Raw genomic sequence first — 248 nt, 5'->3', positions numbered from 1 at the left:
CCCGGGTCCACCGGCACATACGCACCACCGGCCTTCACCACCGCCAGCAGCGCCACCACCAGCTCCACCGACCGCGGCATCACCACAGCCACGAACCGCTCCGGACCCACACCCCGCCCGATCAGGAACCGGGCCAGACGATTCGCCCGCTCGTTCAGCTCCGCGTACGACAGCTCCACACCACCGCACACCAACGCCACGGCATCCGGCACCGAACGCACCTGACGCTCGAACAAGCCCGGCAGGGT

The 248-nt window shown here is 69.8% G+C and carries 1 protein-coding gene; it reads right to left on the bottom strand.

Annotated elements, in window-relative coordinates; genetic code table 11:
* Nucleotides 1–248, bottom strand: a 248-nt coding sequence (locus tag JK359_RS38700; protein ID WP_201844433.1) for an AMP-binding protein, incomplete at both ends; no start/stop codon positions are given.

Origin of the sequence: Streptomyces actinomycinicus, assembly GCF_016741775.1 — a bacterium.
GTDB lineage: Bacteria > Actinomycetota > Actinomycetes > Streptomycetales > Streptomycetaceae > Streptomyces > Streptomyces actinomycinicus.
Note: the sequence above shows the minus strand (reverse complement) of the source record. Positions and strands in the feature narration are given on the sequence as shown.